Origin of the sequence: Rhodoluna lacicola, from assembly GCF_000699505.1 — a bacterium.
In the GTDB taxonomy this organism is placed as follows: Bacteria; Actinomycetota; Actinomycetes; order Actinomycetales; family Microbacteriaceae; genus Rhodoluna; species Rhodoluna lacicola.
The window spans coordinates 1,023,819-1,039,895 of sequence record NZ_CP007490.1; the positions used below are offsets into that span (position 1 = coordinate 1,023,819).

The 16,077-nt window shown below is 52.2% G+C and carries 16 protein-coding genes and 1 tRNA gene; 4 read left to right on the forward strand and 13 right to left on the reverse strand.

Features of this window, described 5'->3' with window-relative positions:
- Window positions 1-115 precede the first annotated feature (115 nt).
- From pth to rsmI, 13 genes are all read right to left on the reverse strand, one after another.
- Window positions 116-700, reverse strand: coding sequence for an aminoacyl-tRNA hydrolase (pth, locus tag RHOLA_RS05030; protein ID WP_084321421.1), 585 nt, complete (start codon window positions 698-700; stop codon window positions 116-118).
- A 1-nt stretch (window position 701) separates the two neighbouring features.
- Window positions 702-1,298: a 50S ribosomal protein L25/general stress protein Ctc gene (locus tag RHOLA_RS05035; protein ID WP_038502839.1), complete on the reverse strand. Its 597-nt coding sequence runs from the start codon at window positions 1,296-1,298 to the stop codon at window positions 702-704.
- Between the two features lie 115 nt (window positions 1,299-1,413).
- Window positions 1,414-2,646, reverse strand: a complete 1,233-nt coding sequence (locus RHOLA_RS05040) for an APC family permease (protein ID WP_051636299.1) — start codon at window positions 2,644-2,646, stop codon at window positions 1,414-1,416.
- Window positions 2,609-3,583: a ribose-phosphate diphosphokinase gene (locus RHOLA_RS05045; RefSeq protein WP_051636300.1), complete on the reverse strand. Its 975-nt coding sequence runs from the start codon at window positions 3,581-3,583 to the stop codon at window positions 2,609-2,611. The genes RHOLA_RS05040 and RHOLA_RS05045 overlap by 38 nt, the downstream gene beginning before the upstream one ends.
- 27 nt (window positions 3,584-3,610) lie before the next feature.
- A complete protein-coding gene (glmU, locus tag RHOLA_RS05050; protein WP_038504048.1) occupies window positions 3,611-5,026 on the reverse strand; it encodes a bifunctional UDP-N-acetylglucosamine diphosphorylase/glucosamine-1-phosphate N-acetyltransferase GlmU in 1,416 nt (471 codons plus the stop codon).
- 36 nt (window positions 5,027-5,062) lie between these two features.
- A tRNA-Gln gene (locus RHOLA_RS05055) sits at window positions 5,063-5,133 on the reverse strand.
- Window positions 5,134-5,196: 63 nt separating this feature from the next.
- Window positions 5,197-7,047, reverse strand: coding sequence for an ABC-F family ATP-binding cassette domain-containing protein (locus RHOLA_RS05060; protein ID WP_038502844.1), 1,851 nt, complete (start codon window positions 7,045-7,047; stop codon window positions 5,197-5,199).
- On the reverse strand, window positions 7,047-7,979 hold the full coding sequence (locus RHOLA_RS05065; RefSeq protein ID WP_038502846.1) for a 4-(cytidine 5'-diphospho)-2-C-methyl-D-erythritol kinase: 933 nt from the start codon (window positions 7,977-7,979) through the stop codon (window positions 7,047-7,049). The genes RHOLA_RS05060 and RHOLA_RS05065 overlap by 1 nt, the downstream gene beginning before the upstream one ends.
- Complete coding sequence (locus tag RHOLA_RS05070) at window positions 7,976-8,281, reverse strand: hypothetical protein (protein WP_038502847.1); 306 nt, start codon at window positions 8,279-8,281, stop codon at window positions 7,976-7,978. Before RHOLA_RS05070 ends, RHOLA_RS05065 begins: the two co-directional genes overlap by 4 nt.
- Window positions 8,281-9,114 (reverse strand): 16S rRNA (adenine(1518)-N(6)/adenine(1519)-N(6))-dimethyltransferase RsmA, encoded by an 834-nt coding sequence (gene rsmA / locus RHOLA_RS05075; protein ID WP_038502849.1) that lies wholly within the window; start codon window positions 9,112-9,114, stop codon window positions 8,281-8,283. The genes RHOLA_RS05070 and rsmA overlap by 1 nt, the downstream gene beginning before the upstream one ends.
- Before the next feature lie 12 nt (window positions 9,115-9,126).
- Complete coding sequence (locus RHOLA_RS05080; RefSeq protein ID WP_051636301.1) at window positions 9,127-10,002, reverse strand: TatD family hydrolase; 876 nt, start codon at window positions 10,000-10,002, stop codon at window positions 9,127-9,129.
- A gap of 2 nt (window positions 10,003-10,004) precedes the next feature.
- Entirely contained in the window at window positions 10,005-11,612 is a 1,608-nt protein-coding gene (gene metG, locus RHOLA_RS05085) for a methionine--tRNA ligase (RefSeq protein ID WP_038502852.1), read from the reverse strand.
- Between the two features lie 10 nt (window positions 11,613-11,622).
- On the reverse strand, window positions 11,623-12,459 hold the full coding sequence (rsmI, locus tag RHOLA_RS05090) for a 16S rRNA (cytidine(1402)-2'-O)-methyltransferase (RefSeq protein ID WP_038502855.1): 837 nt from the start codon (window positions 12,457-12,459) through the stop codon (window positions 11,623-11,625).
- Between the two features lie 37 nt (window positions 12,460-12,496).
- Here rsmI and RHOLA_RS05095 point away from each other — a divergent pair, with 37 nt between their 5' ends.
- Genes RHOLA_RS05095 through RHOLA_RS05110 form a run of 4 tightly spaced genes read left to right on the forward strand, consistent with a single transcriptional unit; the run spans window position 12,497 to window position 16,023 of the window.
- On the forward strand, window positions 12,497-13,939 hold the full coding sequence (locus RHOLA_RS05095) for a dolichyl-phosphate-mannose--protein mannosyltransferase (RefSeq protein WP_051636302.1): 1,443 nt from the start codon (window positions 12,497-12,499) through the stop codon (window positions 13,937-13,939).
- Window positions 13,940-13,983: 44 nt separating this feature from the next.
- Window positions 13,984-14,262 (forward strand): YciI family protein, encoded by a 279-nt coding sequence (locus RHOLA_RS05100; RefSeq protein ID WP_038502857.1) that lies wholly within the window; start codon window positions 13,984-13,986, stop codon window positions 14,260-14,262.
- A gap of 2 nt (window positions 14,263-14,264) precedes the next feature.
- Window positions 14,265-15,104: an aldo/keto reductase gene (locus tag RHOLA_RS05105; protein ID WP_038502859.1), complete on the forward strand. Its 840-nt coding sequence runs from the start codon at window positions 14,265-14,267 to the stop codon at window positions 15,102-15,104.
- Window positions 15,105-15,129: 25 nt separating this feature from the next.
- The gene (locus RHOLA_RS05110; protein WP_038502861.1) at window positions 15,130-16,023 is read left to right on the forward strand and encodes a TIGR01777 family oxidoreductase; all 894 of its coding nucleotides are present in this window, start codon (window positions 15,130-15,132) and stop codon (window positions 16,021-16,023) included.
- Window positions 16,024-16,077 lie beyond the last annotated feature (54 nt).

Sequence of the window (16,077 nt, forward strand, 5' to 3'; positions counted from 1 at the left end):
TCTGAAACGAGCGCGGCAAGGCGCGACAGGGCCTTGAGATTTTCTTCGCTCACAGGGGTAAGTCTAAGTTGCCATTACCAATAAGGAAACTCGCGGTCGCAACGAGTGGGTAAAGCTAAACCCTTGGGTTGATTTTGTTCTGAGCCTCTAACACTCCAGAACGCACAATTTCTTCAACCGCATCGGCGGCCAACTCCAGAGTGAGCGGCAAATACTTGCGCTCGGTTGAATTGAAATCTTTCAGAACAAAGTCTGCGGTATCCATGCGACCCGGTGGGCGTCCGATACCAATGCGAACTCTGGTGAAATCATTTGAGCCGCAGGCAGAAATTATGTCGCGCAGCCCGTTGTGGCCAGCGTGACCACCGCCCTGCTTAATTCGAATAGTTTCGGCATCGATATCTAATTCATCATGCAAGACAATCAAGTTTGAAAGTGGAAGATCGTAGAACTTGAGCAAGGACGAAACCGGCCCGCCACTGGTGTTCATATACGAACCAGGCTTAGCCAAGATTAGTTTTGCGCCGCCGTAACCTAGGCGTGCCTCTGCGACTGCCGCGTTTGATTTGTGACTCTTAAAAGTTGCGTTGTGACGGTCGGCTAAAACCGATAAGGCCATCTGGCCAACATTGTGCCGGTTAGCAGAATAGTCGGGCCCGGGGTTACCGAGCCCGACTACTAAGAATGCTGAAGATGACAGATTAGGCCTTTGCAGCCTCTGCTGCAGCCTCGGCAGGGGTTGCGTCAGCGTGACCCGCCTGAGTTAGAACAACCGATGCAATTAGCTCGTTGTCGGCAAATTCAAGCTTTGCACCTGCAGGAAGCTTGATGTCCCCTGCAACGATGTGGTGGCCAGCGCCGTTGTCCTTGGTTACAAAGATTTCAACAAACTCAGGAATGCTAGTTGCCGCTACTTCTAGCTTCACGGTCTTGTGCTCGATGTCCACGATGGTTCCAGACATTGATTCACCAACAAGGTGAACAGGAACTTCAACGTGCACGCGCTCGCCCTTGACAAGCTCAACTAGGTCAATGTGCTCGATGATCTGAGTCACTGCATCCTTGGTTGCGCTCTTGACAAGAACAGACTCTTCTTTGCCGTCGATGGTTAGGTCGATAACTGCATTCTTGTGACGAAGAATAAGTGCCACTTCGTGAGCAGGGACGGTGATGTGGCGAGGCTCTGATCCGTGTCCGTAAATTACGGCTGGGGTCTGACCTGCTGCACGTGCCTGGCGTGATGCACCCTTACCAAACTTGGTGCGTGTGGTGCCAACTAGCTTTGCTGCTGTGTTCATGATTTCTCTTCTCTTTCTGTCAACTCAAGCGTTTTACGCGAGGACAAGTCGGAAGACTTTTTACCCCGTCGATAACGGCCCCATTTGGAGCCCTCGCCGTTGTTCTTCAACAAGCCTACCTAGATAGCCTGCGCGCGGCAACTGCCAAGGCAATCAACCCCAAACTCGCCGGAATCGCCGGTCCTGGCACAGATAAAAGAAGCGCTAGGCAAAGAAGTACACCGATGACGTTCAAGGATCTGGGCATTTTTCTCTCTGAAGCAGGTTGTCGCATAGAACTGATGTGGCCAATTGCGTAGTACAGCAAAACCGAGAAACTTGAAAAACCAATCACCCAAGACAGGCTTTGTAATTGCAAAAGCAAAATCGATCCCGTGGCAATTACACATTCAGCGAGCCATGGAGCGCCCCAACGATTTCGAATACTGAAGACGTTGGGAAGTTCTTGGTCTACTGCCATCTCGGCGGCAGTTCTGGATACGCCAGCCAACAAGGCAAGCATGGAACCAAGTGCGGCCAGAGCGGCAAAAGCAACGACCAAACTGGATGGGAACCAGGGTGCGGTAATTTCAAGCAGCGCAACGAAGGGGGCTTTGGTCTGGATTAGCAACGCACCCAAAACCCGATCAAAGATTATCGAGATTGAAAAGTACAGCATCGTGACGATTCCTAGTGAAATCACGATTGCAAGCGGGATGTTTCTTGTGGGTTTTCTAACCTCGTTACCAAGAGTGGCAACGCGTGCGTACCCTGCGAACGCAAAGAACATGAGTGCGGCTCCCTGCAGAGCATTACCAGCTGGCAAGCTAGCAAGGCTAGAAGTTACCGGTGGGATTTCTGTTGCTGAACTGAAAATCGTCAAAAGTAGAAATAGCGTGGTGACCGTTGCAAGCGCGGCTGCCACCGCTGCTGTTCTGTTTATGCCCAAGATATTTATGGTCGCTAGGAAAAGAATTGCACCAACTGCCGCAAACTTTCCAGCAGCGGGAAAAACGTACTCCTCAAAAACCAAGGCCACTGCCGCAATCGATCCAATTTTTCCGATTACGAACGACAGGCCTGCAACGAATGAGATTGAATCAGATACATAAATCCGCGAATAGGCATAAACCCCACCTGCTCGGGACTGGTTCTTGGCGAGTTGATATATCGAAGCTGAATTAAGAACTGCCACCAAAGCCGCAAGTGAAATGGAAAAAATAAAAAGCGACCCAGACGCAATAGCTACGTCTCTAAAAACGACAAAAACCCCCGCGCCTAACATTGAGGCTAACCCGATTGCTACCGCACCGAGTAAGCCAGTCTGTTGTTTAGGCGTGTCCTGGGAAGAGTTTGTTGACTGAGTCATCGCCGAATACAGCGCTAATAGCTGCGGCGATTAGCGGAGCAATTGAAAGAACGGTTAGGTTATCAAACTGCTTCTCGCGAGTGATCGGAAGTGTGTTGGTGACGATCACTTCATCAACCACGCCACTTGATAAACGCTCAACTGCAGGAGAAGAGAAAACCGCGTGGGTTGCTGCAACGATTACGCGAGATGCTCCGTTGTTCTTCAAAGCTTGTGCGGCAGCCACGATGGTGCCAGCGGTGTCAATCATGTCGTCAACCAACAAACAGGTGCGGCCTTTTACATCACCAACAAGTTCATGAGCCTCAACCTGGTTTGGACGGTCTGGGTCGCGACGCTTGTGAATGATTGCAAGAGGAGCCCCCAGGCGCTCGGCCCAGATGTCGGCAACGCGCACGCGACCAGAGTCTGGTGAAACCACGGTTAGCAGTTCGTCGCCAAAGCGCTCTTTTACGTGGTCGGCCAACATCGGCAGCGCCCAAAGGTGGTCTACCGGACCATCAAAGAAACCCTGAATCTGTGGGGTGTGCAAATCAACCGACATCAATCGGTTTGCACCTGCGGCTTTAAAGAGATCCGTCATTAGTCGGGCTGAGATTGGCTCACGCCCCTTGTGCTTTTTGTCCTGGCGAGCGTAAGGAAAGAACGGTGCTACAACCGTGATTCGCTTGGCGCTGGCACGCTTTAGAGCGTCGACCATTAGCAGCTGCTCCATCACCCAGTTGTTGATTCCTGCAGCGTGAGATTGAATCACAAACGCATCAACACCGCGGACAGACTCTTCGTATCGAACGAAGGTCTCGCCATTGGCAAAGTCGTAGGCGGTAGTTGGAACAACCTTGGTACCCAGAATCTCGGCTACCTCATCGGCGAGCTGCTGGTGAGCACGCCCACTCACGATCACTAGGCGCTTGCTATTGCTCGCTGTGATATCCAATCTGGGCTCCCGCTCTTGTTGATGTTTTTAGTTGTTTGAGGCTTCAGCGGACTTGCTGCCTGGACGATTAGCCACCACCCAGCCGGCGAGATTACGTTGCGGTGCAACCGTCATGGCAAGATCTCCTGACGCTACATCTTTACGAACCACGGTGCCTGCTGCTGTGTAGGCTCCATCGCCAATTGTAATCGGTGCAACGAACACGTTATGCGAGCCTGAACGCACGTGAGAGCCAATCTTGCTTGAGTGCTTTGCGACGCCGTCGTAGTTTGCAAAAATCGTGCCAGCACCGATATTGGATTCCTCACCAATTTCGGCATCGCCAACATAACTCAGGTGCGGGACTTTAGAGCCGCGACCAATCTTGGCGTTCTTAGTTTCAACAAAAGTGCCAATCTTGCCGTCGGTGCCAAGGTCAGTGCCTGGCCGCAGATAAGCAAAAGGTCCAACGGTTGCGCCGTCGCCGATCTTTGATGCGGTCACGTGAGACTTAACCACCGATGCATTCTCGCCGACTTGAGTGTCAACCATGACAACCTCTGGGCCGATAGTTGAACCAGCACCGATTGAGGTGAATCCCTTTAGGTGGGTGCCCGGAAGCAGTGATACATCTTCACCCAGCTGAACTGTGACATCTATCCAGGTAGAACCTGGTTCAAGAATTGTCACGCCGGCACGCTGCCAGGCTTCACAGATTCTGTAATTCAATTCAGCAGCGACTTCTGCAAGCTGAACGCGATCATTGATTCCAGCCACGAGCCAGTTATCGCTGACCGCAAGTGCCTGGACTTTCTTACCCTCGTACAAAAGCTCTGCGGCAACATCGGTAAGGTATTTTTCACCTTGCGCGTTGTGTGACCCAACTTTTGCCAGGGCGCTGCGCAGGTGGGCCGCATCAAATACGTAGATGCCCGCATTTACCTCAGCAATTTCAAGTTGATCGGAATCTGCATCGCGATGCTCAACGATCTGGATGAACTTGCCGTCGTTGCTTCGGATCACGCGGCCGTAGCCAGCGGGGTCTTCAACTATTGCTGTCAAAATCGTGGCGGCAAACTTGCCATCCAGGTGCGCCTCTAGCAGCGATTCCAAAGTTGGCACGTCCAAGAGTGGAACGTCGCCACTGGTTACGATTACCGCACCGTTGAAATCCGATGGCAGCGAATCAAGCGCGCACTCAACAGCGCGGCCTGTTCCAGGAATTTCATCTTGATGAGCGATGGTCACCGTTGGAAAAAAGGCCTCGATGTACTCGGTGAGGGCCTCTTTTTGATGGCGAATTACCGGGATCACGTGAGCTGCGTCAAGGGAATTGGCAGTTGCCAGAACGTGACCAAGCATCGGCAGGCCGGCGAGTTCGTGCATCACCTTGGGCTTTTTGGAGCGCATGCGAGTACCTTCGCCGGCTGCCAGAACCACAACCGCTAGGTGCTTCTCGCTCATGCGACTCCTGTCAATGTTTGCCGATTTCTCAGCTTGCTCCCCCACCAGGACTCGAACCTAGAATGCCGCATCCAAAGAGCGGAGTGTTGCCATTACACCATAGGGGAACGTGAACCAAGGTTCACTAGACCAGTCTGCCAGATATGGCAGCAGTTGAGCGGGTGCTTTGACTATTTACCCTGAAGAAGCTCCGATGTTTCCAGCCATTCCAGCTCCAACTGGTCTCGTTTGGCGTTGTATTCAGCCTGTTTGGCTGCCATCTCAGCAAGTCCCGAGTAATCCGATTGGTCATGCCCGGCCATTTGCTCGTGCAGTTTGGCCTCATCAGTAGCAAGCTTCTCGAGCGCCCGCTCCAGGCGACTCAAATTCTTCTCAGCTTCACGAAGGGCAGCGCCCGAGAGCCGAAGCGAAGGTGACGACTCACCTTCGCCGGCTTGAAGCGTCGTCGATCGATTTGATTTTTCGATAGACCCTGCGGGCAGTGCAGAAGTTGAGGTGCCCGGTTTTACTAATAGGGAGTGCTTACGAAGTTCAAGATATTGATCAACCCCGCCCGGTAGGTGGCGCAGGCTTCCATCACCAAGCAGCGCGAACTGCTGATCGGTAACGCGTTCAAGCAAATAGCGGTCGTGCGACACCACAATGAGCGTGCCAGGCCAGCCATCTAGCAGGTCTTCCATCGCCGCAAGGATATCGGTGTCTAAGTCGTTGGTTGGTTCATCAAGAATCAAAACATTTGGTTCACCAAAGAGCAGGCGCAGAAATTGCAGGCGGCGCTTCTGACCACCGGATAAATCAGAAATTGGAGTTTGCAGTTGCGCCTGAGTGAAACCCAGTTGCTCCACGAGTTGACCAATACCAACTTCTTTTTTATCCACCACAAAAAAAGATTTTTCTCGGGCAATAAGACTGAAAATTCTCTCATCCGCAAATTCATCAAGTTCACGAACTTCTTGACTTAGCGTGGCAATGTTTACGGTTTTACCCCGCTTGATTACTCCACCGGTTGGTTGCAGCCCACCTTGGATTAATTTCAGGAGCGTGGTTTTTCCGGCCCCGTTGACTCCAACTAGACCAACGCGGTCGCCCGGCCCAAGTCGCCATGTGACGTCGTGAAGCAATTCGCGATTGCCAATTGAATAATTGAGGTTTTCAATGTCAAGCACGTCTTTACCAAGGCGTTGAGTTGCCAGTTTGGAAAGTGCAACTCTGTCACGAGGCTCGGGTTCGTTTGCAATCAACTCAGCGGCGGCGTCCATTCGAAACTTTGGCTTAGTGGTTCGCGCCGGTGCACCGCGACGCAACCAGGCCAATTCCTTGCGCATCAAATTCTGACGTCTTGCTTCAGAGGCAGCCGCGCTTCTGTCTCGTTCGTTGCGCTGCAGTATGTAGGCTGCGTAGCCACCCTCAAATGGCTCGATTACTCCATCGTGAACTTCCCAGGTCAAATTGCAAACTTCATCCAGGAACCAGCGATCGTGAGTCACCACGATTAGACCGCCAGCGTTATTTGACCACCGATTTTTTAGGTGTTGCGCAAGCCAGGCAACGCCTTCGATGTCTAGATGGTTGGTGGGCTCATCGAGCATCACAATGTCTAAATCTTGAACCAGTAATTTTGCTAGCGCTACTCTTCTGCGCTGACCTCCGGAGAGCTCCCCCACCTGCTTATTCCAGTCAAGGTCGTTGAGCAGGCCAGAGATCACATCGCGAATCTTTGGATTGCCCGCCCAAATATGTTCAGACACATCGCCAACCACCGATTGCCCAATGGTCAATCCTGGATCAATAACGTCCGACTGATCTAACAGTCCAAAGGTCAGGCTGTTTCGGTGGGTTATTCGGCCCTCATCGGGTTGGATGCGTTTAGCCAGAAGCTTTAGCAGAGTTGACTTGCCATCGCCGTTTCGTCCGACGATTCCAATTCGGTCGCCGTCGTTTACTCCGATGGTGATTCCGTCAAAAACTTTCTTGGTAGGGAACTCTAGCGAGATGTTCTCGGCGCCAAGCAAATGTGCCACTAGTTGTGCTCCATCAGGGTGCCCTTTGCTGGACCATAGGTTGGAATCGCAATGTAGCCCTCAAAGGCCAAGTGGTTGGCGATGGACTCTGCAGCCGCTTGGGATTCGGCCAACATGGCCACGGTGGGACCTGAGCCAGAAACCATTGCGGCAAGCGCTCCGGCGGCAAGACCCGCGTGCATCGTGATCGACAGTTCTGGCATCAAAGCAATCGCAGCTTCTTGCAAGTCGTTGTGAAGATTCTTGGCAACCTCGCGAGCATCTCCGGATTTGAGCGCCGCGATCAGTTGCTCTGGTTGCACTGGAGTTGGGATTTGCCTTGGGTCTTCGCCGCGCGCGGCACGCATTTCATCAAGCTTGGCGTAAACCCTTGGAGTGCTGAGTCCCGCGTCCATTGGAACCAAAACCCAGTGCAGTCTGGCGACATTGTCAATTGACTCAAGGTGGTCCCCTTTGCCAACACCGATGGCCGTTCCGCCAAGCAAGGCGAACGGGATATCTGCGCCTAATTCAGCGGCGGCTTTAATCAATGCTTCACCATCTACACCGGTGCACCAAAGTTCATCAACAGCCAGTAGTGCCGCAGCAGCATCTGCAGATCCGCCGCCCATGCCTCCGGCAACGGGAACATTTTTAGTGATTTCAAAATTCACCGGATGCGGGTTCTCAATTTTGGCCAACTCGGCAATTGATTTAGCAGCACGCACCACCAGGTTGTCTTCGCCCGTGGGTACAGCTTGAATTTGCTCGGCAGAAATGGCGCCAGAAACAGTTACCTGCCAACTTTCTGAGGAAGTCACGGTGACAATCTCACGAAGATCCAGAGCTTGATAGACGCTAAGTACCTCGTGATAACCATCACTCTGCAATGCCCCAACTTTGAAAAGGATGTTGATTTTGCCAGGCGCAGATACCGTTACTGGATTGCTCATTTCTGATCCAATCTACGATGCATTCCGGCTAAAACTTCGTTCCAGTAAAGCTGCCGTGGCTTAATCTCATCTTCATTCTTGAGCAGCTCATGAACGATGTGGGCACGAACGCTGCCCTCAAAAAGTTCAAACGAAATTATTGCGCGCGTGTTGTCATCAAAGGCCAATTTCACCTGGCCATTCTTGGCCGAAATCAATCTAGGTCGATCAAAAACCACCCAAGAACTAACGTCGCTGAGCACTGAGAACAGTTGCGCCAATCCGGTTGCAAAATCATCGTGAACTTTGAAAGAAATAGCCATTAGCGGGCCCTCGCAATGGCAACGAATTGATGAACGTCTAACTCTTCACCACGCGCCTGCGGACTGATTCCTGCGGCTGTCAAAATACGTTCCGCCTCGGCGGCAGATCCAGCCCAGTTGCTTAGTGCCTGGCGCAAGGTCTTGCGTCGCTGACCAAAGGCCGCGTCAGCTACCTCAAAGGTTTTCAAACGCAACTGCTCATCGCCAAGTGGCACGGCGCGCTTCGAGAAATAAACCAAGGCTGAATCAACATTGGGTACCGGCCAGAAGATATTTCTACCAACGTTTCCGGCCAACGCAGATTCTGCATACCAGGCCAACTTGACGCTTGGAATGCCGTAAATTTTTGAACCCGGCTCTGCGGCTAGGCGATGAGCAACCTCGGCTTGAACCAGAACCAGACCGGTTTGAATAGATGGGAACTGTTCCAGAAAGTGCAGCAGCACAGGAACCGAGATGTTGTAGGGCAGATTGGCCACCAGCGCATCGGGGGCAGCCGGAAGGTCAAAAACCTTGAGTGCATCGTCACGAACCAAGGTGAAGTTTTTGCCGGGAGCCCGCTTAGCAATTGTGGACTCTAACTCGGCTGCCATCTTGGGGTCAATTTCTACCGCAATAACTTTTTCTGCTACCTCGAGCAATCCAAGAGTTAGTGAGCCAAGGCCTGGGCCGATTTCTACGACCGTTTCCTGACCGCCAAGTTTTGCTGCAGAAACAATTCGGCGAATGGTATTTGGATCGGTCACAAAGTTCTGACCTAGCTTTTTGGTTGGCGTTACATCAAGTCGCGAGGCCAACTCGCGAACATCAACCGCACCCAATAAATCAACCATGCTGTTCACTCATCAAAAGCCGACTTGCCAAGAGCCGTAAACGCACTCTGTGTTGCGTGCCAACTGAGCGCAAAGTTGGTTCAAGTCCTCACCGCGAACCTCGGCCATAAATCGCGCTGTTACAGGAACCAGGTAAGGAGAGTTTGGTCGACCGCGGAATGGTTCCGGCGCCAAAAACGGCGCATCGGTTTCAATCAGAATTAATTCCTTTGGCGCCATTGCAAGCGAATCGCGCAGGTGCTGATTTCGCTTGATAGTGATGTTGCCAGCGAATGACATGTACCAACCGTTATCGGCGCAAATTTGAGCAAGATCTGTATCGCCGGAGTAGCAGTGAAAAACAACTTTTTCTGGAGCTCCCACTCGCTTAAGGGTTGCCACAACATCGTCGTGAGCATCACGATCGTGAATCATCAGTGCAATGTCGTTTTCTTTGGCGATGCGAATGTGCTCTTCAAAACTGTGCTGCTGCAAAGCGATTGAGTTTTCGCCCTCTGTTCTAAAGAAGTCCAAGCCGGTCTCACCAATTGCACGAACCCTAGGCTGCGTTGCTAAGGCCTCAATCTCCTGAATAGCAGCATTCAAATTCTCAAGGTTTTCATAAAGCGGAGCTTCATTTGGGTGAAGTGCCACCGCCGCCAAAACGCGAACATCCTTAGTTGCCAACTCGGCAGACCACTTTGAGCTCTCTAGAGTGACACCAACCTGGACTACTCCCCTGATGCCAACGCTTTGGGCAATGTCTAGATTTTCATTCCACGGCATTGCACCAAGCTCTTCGTCAAAAACAAAGTCAAGATGCGAGTGGTTGTCGTAAATGGCTACTTCAAGCGGCTCAGGCGCCGCTGGAAAGGCAGAGGCAAACGCAGGAGCTTTGCGTTGACTCATGACTACTTGGCTTCTTCAGTGGTCTCTATGCGAGGGAACAGCGCCTCTAGCTCGCCAATCACGGCACCAGCGGTGAACTGGCCCCACTTGCCCGCATCACTGATGTGCTGATCATCGATGGCACCAAGCGAAACACCGATAGCCGCCCATAGTTTTGCAGTGGCCTTAGGTGTAATTGGATTCAACAACACAGCAAGTACTCGCAGGCCCTCTACTGTGGTGTTCAAAACCGTTGCCAAGCGATCACGAGTCTCATCGTTTTTTGCCAGCACCCAAGGCTCTTGAACCGTGATGTAGTTATTCAATTCGTCAACTAGCGTCCAGATCGCGCCGATGGCATCGTGAATCGCAACCTTTTCGATGGCAGCATCTGAATCTGTTACCGCGGCAGCGGCAATCTTCTGCACTTGCAAATCTGCATCGGTGTATGGCCCCGCAGCTGGCAGGATGCCATCGAAGTATCGGTGCACCATTGCGATTACTCGCGAGGCTAGATTGCCAAATCCGTTGGCGAGCTCAGCCTGGTAGCGAGCGGAAAGGTCTTCCCAAGAGAACGAGCCGTCGCTGCCAAAAGCGATTGCCTTCATGAAGTAATAGCGGAAAGCATCAGAGCCAAAGGTGTCGGTGATTTGCGAAGGTGCAATACCGGTGAGTTTTGACTTAGACATCTTCTCGCCGCCAACCAGCAACCAGCCGTGGCCAAATACCTGATTTGCCGGAGCAAGGCCGGCGGCCATCAACATGGCTGGCCAGATAACCGCGTGGAAACGAAGGATGTCTTTACCAACCACCTGCACGCTTGCCGGCCAAAGGGACTCAAATTTTGCCTTGGCCTCGGCAGAGTCTTCGCCGTAACCAATCGCGGTGATGTAGTTCAACAGTGCATCGAACCAAACGTAGGTAATGTGACCGTTGTCCCACGGAATATCGATTCCCCAGTCAAACTTTTCTTTCGAGCGCGAAATTGAGAGGTCGTCTAATTCGCGGCGCACAAAAGCCACCACCTCGTTACGTGCCGAATCCGGCTGGATGAAGTTTGGATTGGCCGCGTAGAAATCAAGCAGTGGTTGGGTGAACTCGCTTAGCTTAAAAAAGTAGTTAGTCTCTTTCAGCTTTTCGACTGGCTTGGAGTGAATCGCACAAACCTGCTGACCGGCAAAATCGCCCTCGCCATCAATCAGGTCACCCTCGGTCTTGTATTCCTCACAACCCACGCAGTAATTACCCTCGTAAGAGCCCTGATAAATAAATCCGGTGTCGTATAGGTGCTGCAGGAAAACTTGGACGTTTTGCTCGTGACGCGGCTCGGTGGTTCGAATGAAATCCTGATTGTTGATGTCAATGGTTTCAAGCAGAGGCAACCACGAATCTTTAACTAATTTGTCAGCCCACTCCTGAGGGGTGGTCTTGTTGGCCGCAGCGGTACGAAGAATTTTTTCGCCGTGCTCGTCGGTGCCGGTTAGCAGAAAGGAGTTCTCCCCGCGCTGGCGGTGCCAACGAGCCAAGACGTCTGCCGCTACCTCGGTGTAAGCGTGACCGATGTGCGGAGCGTCATTGACGTAGAAGATTGGGGTCGTGACATAGAACGACTTTCCCTTGTTTTCAGGCATGGGTTCAATCTTAACCTAGGTTGTTGTCTGCCTTACGGCGCTCCAGCACCAGCTGATACAGGTCGCTCTTGCTTGCACCGGCGGCTGAAGCAATCTCGGCAACAGCCTCTTTGAGCTTTGCGCCATCAGCCAAGAGAGCCAGAACCTGATCCACGAGATCGGCAACTTGCACTTCGGCAACCTGCGCGCCTGCTATGACCAGCACCATCTCACCCTTGGGCTCGCTTTTGGCCCACTCAACTAAGTCTTTTAGCGTTCCGCGCTCGGTGTGCTCAAACTTTTTGGTCAGTTCTCGAGACACAGTGGCAGCCCGATCGCCACCCAACTGCAGAACAGCGTCCTCAAGAGATTCCAAAATTCGGTGCGGCGATTCAAAAAACACCATGGTGCGAGGCTCTCTAGAAAGGGAGGAAAACATTTTGCGGCGATCTCCCTGCTTGCGCGGCAAAAATCCCTCAAAGGTAAACCTGTCTGTCGGCAATCCGGATACGGCGAGCGCGCTCAGCACCGCCGACGGGCCAGGAATTACCGTGACCTCAATCTTGGCTTCCACTGCTGCGCGTACCAGTAGGAAGCCTGGGTCACTGACCGTTGGCATTCCGGCATCGCTGACCACGAGCACTGGTTCAGTTTGAGCGATTTCCAGTATCTGATTTAGTCGATCGCCCTCGTTGTGTTCGTGCAGGCTAAATAATCTGGCATTGAGCTTAACCCCCAGTGAGTTCGCCAGCTTGAGCAAGCTTCTGGTGTCTTCAGCCGCGATGAACTTGGATTCCACCATGGCCTCAATCAGGCGCGGAGATGCGTCGGCAAGATTGCCGATTGGGGTCGCAGCGAGAATGAGCACGCTCTATTGTCCAGCATTCTTGTCTAGCATTAGGGACGTGATTGCATCTCTGACCAACTACTTAAACGACACCGATGTGCGCAGGTTCATCAATCGTTTTGGCTCTTGGTTCATCATTGCCCTGGCAGCATTCCTGCGCCTCTGGAACCTGGGCTACCCAAGCAAGTTGGTTTTTGATGAGACCTACTACGTCAAAGACGCTTGGACGCTTTGGAACACCGGCTCGGAAAAGGCTTGGCCCAACGAAGCAAACACTGCGTTTGAGTCAGGCTCTGTAAATGTCTTTTTGAATGATCCAAGTTTTGTGGTTCACCCACCTTTGGGTAAGTGGATCATTGGCCTTGGCATGTGGTTATTTGGTGCCGAAAACTCTTATTCGTGGCGCATCACCACGGCGCTGTTAGGTATCGCAGCAGTGGCTCTGCTGATGATTATTGCTAAATTGCTTTTCAAATCAACTGCCTGGGCCCTTGCCGCTGGGTTTCTTTTTGCAATCGACGGTCACGCAATTGTGCTTGCCCGCACAGCTCTGCTTGACAACTCGCTGATGTTTTTTGGGCTGCTAGGTTTTTATTTTCTTCTGCGTGACCAACAGCACCGAGACATTCTTGGGTTGCAAAAATTTAGACCTTGGCTATTTGCTGCGGGCGTTGCGCTAGGTGCCGCCACGGCGGTTAAGTGGTCAGGGCTTTACTTCATAGCGGCATTTGGACTGTACGTCGTAATCAGCGAAACCATCGCTCGTCGCGCTGCGGGCGAGACAAGTTGGATCAAGACAGGACTGCTGAAGCAGGGCTCGCTGACCTTTTTGAATCTGGTTCCAATAAGCGTGTTGATTTATTTGGCGAGTTGGTCGGGCTGGATTTTTAGCTCAGGTGGTTACGATCGGAACTCCACACCAAACTGGTTCACCTCGTTGATCCAGTATCACCAGGCAGCCTACGGATTCCACGTGGGCTTGAGCACACCGCACTCTTACTCAGCCAATGCTCTGAGTTGGTTATTTGCTATTCGGCCAACCAGCTTCTTTTATGAGGGGCTGAGTTTTGGTCAGAACGGTTGCAACACCGATGGTGGTTGCTCGAGCGCAATAACCGCACTTGGTAATCCATTTATCTGGTGGCCTGCGGCGGCATCGGTGTTTTTTGTTGCGGCTTGGTTTGTCAGAACCCGGCAACGCCTGGCGGGATTAATTCTGCTTGGAATGGCCGGTGGTTACTTGCCGTGGCTGGTCTTTTTGAACCGCACCACTTTTCAGTTCTATTCAATTGCGTTCCTGCCATGGATGATTCTGGCCTTGATCTTTGTGGCTCGGCACTACGTTTATCAGGCTCGCCGGCCGATTAGAGCCCAGGGCGCGTTTTTGCTCTTCGCTGGCTTGGCATTTGCCGGCACCCTGTTCTTCTTGCCTATCTGGATAGGTAGCTGGATCCCCTACTGGTACTGGCAAATCCACATGTGGTTGCCTTCCTGGGTCTAGCCAACTCTGATCCTTGTTGCAGCCCACGGCTTTAGGCTGGAAGCATGCCTACATACGCCGTGACCTATCACTACACCGCCACAACTGAACACCTTGCCGAAGTTAGGCCGATCCATCGCGAATGGCTTGCCGCACGTCTAGCCGAAGGCAGTCTGTTGGCTAGTGGACCAATGGTTGATACCCCAACTTCGCTTTTGATTTGGAAGGCAAATTCAGTTCAAGAATTAGCGGCGCTGCTTGATCATGACCCGTTCGACATTGCCGGTTGCATCGGGGAACGCGTGATTCAGGAATGGAATCCAGTATTTGGGCCTTGGAGTTAACCATGGATGCTAAATCGATTGTCGAGCTCAACCCAAAGGTCAAACTAAACAATGGACAGCTGATCCCTCAGGTGGGCCTTGGTGTTTATAAAGTCGCCGGTGAATCTGCTGAGCCGCTAATTTTGAGCGCTTTCGAAGCAGGCTACCGCCGAATCGACACAGCGGCGTTTTACGGAAATGAACCCGAAGTTGGTGCTGCAGTTCGTAACTCGGGACTGCCCCGCGAAGAAATTTTCGTGGCCACAAAGATTTGGAAGGATGACCACGGCTATGAGCGTGCCCTTAATGCGATTGATGAGAGCCTAGCGCGCCTAGACATTGACTACATTGACATGTTGCTAATCCATTGGCCGAGCCCGGCTCTTGGGAAATTTGTGGAGACCTGGGCTGCCCTAGAGAAATCACTTGAATCGGGAGGAGTTCGTGGAATTGGGGTTTCAAATTTTCAGCCAGACCATCTAGCCACTCTTATTTCAGCCGGAGGCACGGTGCCGGCAATCAACCAGGTTGAATTACACCCTGGCTTTCATCAGGCCGAGGTGCGGGCTGCAAATGATGCTCACGGAATATTGACCGAGGCTTGGTCGCCCCTGGCGCGAGGAAGATTCAACGAGGATCCAGTTATTGAATCGATAATGGCCAAACACAACCGCAGCGCCACCCAGGTAATTGTGCGATGGCATGTGCAACTGGGAAACCTAGTGATTCCAAAGACAGCGACCGCCTCAAGGTTGCAGGGAAACATATCGGTGTTTGATTTTGAACTTGATGAAACCGATATGGACGCGATTGCAGGTCTAGACGCTGGCCTACGAACCGGGCCAAATCCAGACGAGTTCTAATCCAAACTATTTTCAAGGAGTCCAAATGAGAGTTTTAATTTCCGGTGCCAGCGGCCTAGTTGGGTCAGAGGTTGCCAGGCAACTGAACGCCTCAGGACACGAGGCCATCAAGCTGGTGCGGCGCAAGGCTGCGGCAGCTGACGAGGTGGAATGGAATCCGGCTCTTGGTCAGATTCCTGGAGATCTGATGGATAGCATCGACGCCGTGGTCAACATGGCTGGAGCTACAACGGGGAAAATTCCATGGACCAAGAAATACAAGCAAGAAATTGTGAATTCCAGAATCGATTCCACTCGCACACTGGTGAAGGCAATGGCGGCCGCAAAGACACCGCCAAAGGTTTTTGTTAGTGGTTCCGCGTCTGGGTTCTATGGTGACTGCGGAAATCAATTACTTTCTGAAACGGCTCCAAAGGGAACAGGATTTCTAAGCGACCTCGCGAACCAATGGGAACAAGAAGCACTTCAGGCACCAAAGGGTGTTCGCGTCGTGCTGGCCCGAACCACAATGGTGATGTCCAAGCAGCTTGGAGCCTTGGGGCGACTTTTGCCACTTATCAAACTCGGAGTCGGTGGACCACTGGGTTCGGGTAAACAGTGGTGGGCCTGGATAAGTCAGGTAGATGAAGCAGCCGCAATAATCCACCTAATCAACACGCCTACGGCATCGGGGCCTTTCAATCTGACTGCGCCTCAGCCGGCAACCTGCAAAGACATCGTGGTCGCACTCGCAAAGCAACTGGGTAGACCAGCAATTGTTCCGGTGCCTGCGTTTGCACTCAAGTTGTTTATTGGCGAGGCTGCCACCGAACTCTTGCTGTGCAGTCAAAATATGTCGGCAGATAAATTGCTGGCGACAGGGTTCAAATTCAGCCACGCAAAACTAGACGAAGCCGCAGCCTGGGTGGTTTCTAAATAATCGGCAAAGAAAAAGAACCCTGCCTTTCGGCAGGGTTCTTTTTATAAAGGTTTA

What these genes read in the sequence shown, in the direction of transcription:
- RHOLA_RS05100 (WP_038502857.1), top strand. Translation starts at nt 13,984, where the DNA reads ATGCCTACATACGCCGTGACCTATCACTACACCGCCACAACTGAACAC.
- RHOLA_RS05035 (WP_038502839.1), bottom strand. Translation starts at nt 1,298, where the DNA reads ATGAACACAGCAGCAAAGCTAGTTGGCACCACACGCACCAAGTTTGGT.
- RHOLA_RS05080 (WP_051636301.1), bottom strand. Translation starts at nt 10,002, where the DNA reads ATGAGTCAACGCAAAGCTCCTGCGTTTGCCTCTGCCTTTCCAGCGGCG.
- RHOLA_RS05105 (WP_038502859.1), top strand. Translation starts at nt 14,265, where the DNA reads ATGGATGCTAAATCGATTGTCGAGCTCAACCCAAAGGTCAAACTAAAC.
- metG (WP_038502852.1), bottom strand. Translation starts at nt 11,612, where the DNA reads ATGCCTGAAAACAAGGGAAAGTCGTTCTATGTCACGACCCCAATCTTC.
- RHOLA_RS05110 (WP_038502861.1), top strand. Translation starts at nt 15,130, where the DNA reads ATGAGAGTTTTAATTTCCGGTGCCAGCGGCCTAGTTGGGTCAGAGGTT.
- RHOLA_RS05065 (WP_038502846.1), bottom strand. Translation starts at nt 7,979, where the DNA reads ATGAGCAATCCAGTAACGGTATCTGCGCCTGGCAAAATCAACATCCTT.
- RHOLA_RS05040 (WP_051636299.1), bottom strand. Translation starts at nt 2,646, where the DNA reads ATGACTCAGTCAACAAACTCTTCCCAGGACACGCCTAAACAACAGACT.
- glmU (WP_038504048.1), bottom strand. Translation starts at nt 5,026, where the DNA reads ATGAGCGAGAAGCACCTAGCGGTTGTGGTTCTGGCAGCCGGCGAAGGT.
- RHOLA_RS05070 (WP_038502847.1), bottom strand. Translation starts at nt 8,281, where the DNA reads ATGGCTATTTCTTTCAAAGTTCACGATGATTTTGCAACCGGATTGGCG.
- rsmA (WP_038502849.1), bottom strand. Translation starts at nt 9,114, where the DNA reads ATGGTTGATTTATTGGGTGCGGTTGATGTTCGCGAGTTGGCCTCGCGA.